The following is a 4,430-nucleotide window of genomic DNA, read 5'->3' as shown; positions in this document are numbered from 1 at the left end:
TCCACTATAAAAGGATGCTTGAGGTTGTATTTGATGACATCAGAACCACCTAGTGGATGGATCTCCATAAATTCAGGTGATTTCCAGCTTTCATCAAGAATGGTATAGGGTTGACTTGTAAATTTAGTAGCCCAAGCAGCTTGTTGTTCAGCAGATTCATTTGCCTTTACATTGTGTGCTAACTCAAGCGCTTTTGCATTAGCATTGGGATCAAGTACTTGCTTTTGAGTATTGGATTTTTTAGCAATACTTTCTGCTTCTTCGTGTCCGGTGGCAGTACCAGCTTCGTTTTCTTCTTTTAATTTTTCTTGAGCTTTTTCTATCCTTCTTTTCTTCCAATGTTCAGAAACTTCTTCTCGGAATTTTTTTATCGAGGGCACTATCTTCTCATTAATAGTCCATTTCAGATTATAAACAGGTACTGCACCTCTTTTAATATTCTTTACAGCAAAAGCTTTATCCAATATTGCATCAAAAGAAATTTCACACCCCCACCACCGATCAATATCCTCGAAACCGGGTTTCCAGTGTGGAATCTCTCCATAAAACACTTCTCTTCCATTCCTTAAGATTGAGATACCCTCGTTTCGGTCTATGAATCTATCTCTGGTTTCTTTCGCACCACCAACACCCTGATAATCTCTGAGTGATTTGTCTATTAATGAAAGTTGAATCTTCACATTACTTGAGCCATCTGTATCAAGTATATCACCATCTTCTACTGGAATCGGCCAATCAATATTAATTGGATCTGTCAGAAATGACGACTTGTCAGAAGGAAAACGCTCGTTTTTGACGTACAGTGGGTCAATAGCTAGTACAGGCTTATTGTTAATCTGTATTTCCAATTTCCTCTTTTCTCCATCTACTTCTACTTCTCCCCAAATAAATTTCCTGAATGTTCTACCAAACCAAATATCCATTTCTTCAATAAGGGTATCAGCAGATACAGGTTGTTTGTCATACTTGTTCCAAATTACTAGAGTTCCATGCTCTTCTTGAACTAGGTGCTTCAGATGTTCCGGAACATTAGATATTGATGGTTCGGGAATTGAATTCATTTTCACAGGATTACCTGTGATGTCATCAATGTCAATAAAAGTATAAAGCCAATTTCCTTTTTCAGTTTTAGAGTATACCTCAACCTTTTTACATTGATTAATGGCACCTAGTGTCATTCCAACACCAAATCGACCAATTCCCGAGCGATCATTGTAGCGGCTAGAAAACCCCAGTTGTAAACATCTGTGAAGTGTTTCAGCATCCATGCCGTAACCATTATCACCAAATGCAATCCAATCAACAACTTGATACTCCCCGACTCTTTGTCGTGCTTCCTGGTGAGCTTTAACAAGCACTTTGACTGAAGTTGCATGAGCCTGTATTGAATTATCAATTACTTCGCCGTATGCACTATATGCATCAAAATCTGATTCTCTCATTGAGAGAAGAGCTGTTGAATCACTAACGAATCTTACTGTTGTGGAGGGTTCCATTTAGATTAGGTTTGGTAGCAAACTATTAATTAAAAGTAAAAAAAGAATATGAAAACCGTTATGTAAATGGCGTTAAGCATTTTTGAATCCTATAAATACATAAATGTATGAATCTAGTCTGATTATTTCTTACGCTAGCTTGCTCTTGTTACTCGGGTTGGGCTTTTCGCTTTTATATGGTAACCTGGTCAATCCAAAGTTGCAGAAATAGCTATTCCCTAAATCATTTTTTCAGGTTTTTTGATTTCCTTAACTAAATGTTTGTTCTCCGTTTCTTTATGTCACACAATGTACAAACACGGTTTACCGAACATTTTCAAGTAGAAACTCGAAAATCACCATAATGAGTCTGTTTTATTATTTCACCTTCTTTTCAATTTCATCTAAAACGGTCGGTAAATCATTATTTATTTGGTGACCATTAAATCTTAAAACTGATATACCCAGGGTCCTCAATTTACTATCAATCTCTTTATCTTTTGCAGAATCATGATATTCCTTACCATCACAAAATATAGCTAGCCTCCTGTCTGGAAAATAGAAGTCTGCCACTGTAATCAACTGTTCTTGTCCAATCCATACTTCGTTTTCCTGCATTTGAGAATTGTTTGTAAACATTTCTCCATTTTTATAAAAACACATCTGAATTTCAGGGTAAAGCTCTCTTATGCCCAAGCCTTGTAAAAGGAACAATTCAATGGGAGAGTCACAACCCCAGATCCTTCTTGGTCGAATATCTTGAAATTGTTTGAAGTACAAATCGGTCTTAAATCGTCTATATTTAGCATTTATTTGCTTATTGAAAGTACTATTCTCCATCATCTCAACCTCTTTTTTATCAAATATTGGCGATAGAAAATACATTCCCCAAACAAATCCAATACTGTCTGTATATCCAGTATTTGTCATTCTTGAAAATACATCATAATGTGATACATACCCTCCAAATACACCTTGGAAGGGATTGAAGTCAGAATAAACATAACCGCCCTCTTGAGTAAGTTTTTCAAGATCAAATTGTCTAAGCAGATCAATATTCCAGGTGTCAATTTGCTTATTCTTTTCCATTGGAACCAAAGATACACTGTATGGGATTCCAATAAGTACGCCATCTTTTCTCTCCTTTAAAGTATGGAAATTCATTATTAATTGGATTGCTTGGAACTCTGTGACTCCAATACTTTCATAGTACCCATATTCTTCTGGAAGAGGATTTGTAAATATGATAGTCGAATCTTTATCATCAACTTTACCGTTTTTACCAATGAATTCAGCTCTTGATTTTGTTAATGGAAGAATTCCATTTAGGGTATGAAAGTCTAAGTTAAGTATGGGAGGCAATTTATTGTAATCAATATCTAAACTGTATCCAGTTGGGAATTCCTTGTAATACTTGATTTTTTCTTCTAAATATTTTGGTCTGTTTTCTATCATTTTGAATAAAAAACTCCTTGCACTTTAAGGAAGGTATTAAAACCTTGAAATTTAGGATTCACTTCTTTTTGAGGTCAAAAACCTCTGATTTATCGTACAAAAAAGTATTTCCTTTTTTCTTAAATTGAAGCTTTCCAGCTTCTCTTAAATGCATAAGGTCACAGGATGAGATTTTAAGCTCCTTTTCTACCTCCTTGCTTTTAAGCCAGTCTGATTCTTTTTGCATACACTAAAATAGGTGAATAGTTAGAGGTTTTCCAATTCCACATGTTACGTATCAACCTTTCTACTCATTCTTAATTTTGAGCTTCCCTCGTCCCTCGGGTCGGGCTTTCCGCTCTTACATGGTAACCGCTTCAATCCCTAAGCCATGGAGAAAAAGCTTCTTCCCTAAATCGCTTTTTCGGATTCTCTTATTTGCCATCCCTGGACATTTTGTTCTCCGTTCCCACTTGCTGTCGCAGCAATGTACAAACAGGTCTTCAGAACATGTCAAGTAAAAATCCGGAAATCTCCACCCTTCGGGTAGGTATTTCCGACCGGGTGCAAGCACCCTATTTTTCTCTTGACATAACCTGGACCAGTTTGTGATGTTAGATTGAAAGGCGACAGAAAGAGGAAACTCCGAAAAAATGTGCCCTTTGCCTCCGGCGGGAAAGGCTCAAGAATCGGAAAAAAGAGGGATTATCTGATTTCAATGGGGATTATCCCAATATTGGTTCAATAGACAGATGTTAATCCACAAAATAAAAAAGGAAGTCTCTTTTACGTTTCGCTTACCTTCTTGTTACTAGTAGTACTCTGGTTTCATTCAACTCTAAATATCCCTGATCATAGATATAGCGATATTGTTGGTTGCTCTTTGTAGAGTAGATATTAGTAAAGGAAGTCAAAAATAAAACCCTTGACTACTAAATCCAGCTTGTCAACTTTCGTTCTTCCGGTTCGATTCATTTCTAATAGTAAGTAAAGCTCTTTAAATAACCCACTCGTCAGTGGATTTTTCAAAAATATGGAATGGTATAATATATTAATCTTCATAACCCTCGGAGCTTACTTGAAATTTTAAGTTCCGTAATTGGAGAAAGAGTAAATAACGTTATATTTAACCAATCGACTTTTCCAAGTTGGTTCTTAATTTAGTTAACAAAGTCCCTTGCTTCATAGTGAGGGATTTTTTTGTTTCTAAATAACGTGATTATTTTATATTTTAGTTAACAAATTATAAACCCCAAAAAATCATGGCAAAAGTATCCCCGTTTCACAGCACACATCCTTCAGCAACTGTGTATCATGACAATAACAGATGCACCGAAGGAAACAATATTGAGAAAAAATATCTTAAGTCCGGAACCGGTGGTCGTCCAAAATGCGACCATTGTAAAAGACTTACTTAAGATTTCCATATTGTATTCGTTTACTGTATTTAATAAATACTAATTCATTAAAGGGGACATCCCACATGTCCCCTTTTGGAGATGGTTTAAAACTACCTATATA

The 4,430-nt window shown here is 35.9% G+C and carries 3 protein-coding genes; all 3 read right to left on the bottom strand.

Annotated features, from left to right (window positions below; genetic code table 11):
* The coding region (locus tag RLO81_RS02790) for an ATP-binding protein (protein ID WP_350106911.1) at positions 1–1,496 on the bottom strand (1,496 nt) is incomplete at its 3' end.
* 357 nt (positions 1,497–1,853) lie between these two features.
* Positions 1,854–2,930, bottom strand: a complete 1,077-nt coding sequence (locus tag RLO81_RS02785; RefSeq protein WP_350106908.1) for an endonuclease domain-containing protein — start codon at positions 2,928–2,930, stop codon at positions 1,854–1,856.
* 58 nt (positions 2,931–2,988) lie between these two features.
* Positions 2,989–3,156 carry a helix-turn-helix domain-containing protein gene (locus RLO81_RS02780; protein WP_350106905.1) on the bottom strand — a complete coding sequence of 56 codons (168 nt, stop codon included), beginning with the start codon at positions 3,154–3,156 and terminating at the stop codon, positions 2,989–2,991.
* Positions 3,157–4,430 lie beyond the last annotated feature (1,274 nt).

It is taken from the genome of Fulvivirga sp., from assembly GCF_040220315.1.
Taxonomy (GTDB): domain Bacteria; phylum Bacteroidota; class Bacteroidia; order Cytophagales; family Cyclobacteriaceae; genus Fulvivirga.
The sequence above is the reverse complement of the archived record's forward strand: the minus strand, read 5'-3'. Positions and strand labels throughout refer to the sequence as shown.

Excerpts from the sequence above, each read along its gene's own strand:
- RLO81_RS02785 (WP_350106908.1), bottom strand. The coding sequence starts at position 2,930 with ATGATAGAAAACAGACCAAAATATTTAGAAGAAAAAATCAAGTATTAC.
- RLO81_RS02780 (WP_350106905.1), bottom strand. The coding sequence starts at position 3,156 with ATGCAAAAAGAATCAGACTGGCTTAAAAGCAAGGAGGTAGAAAAGGAG.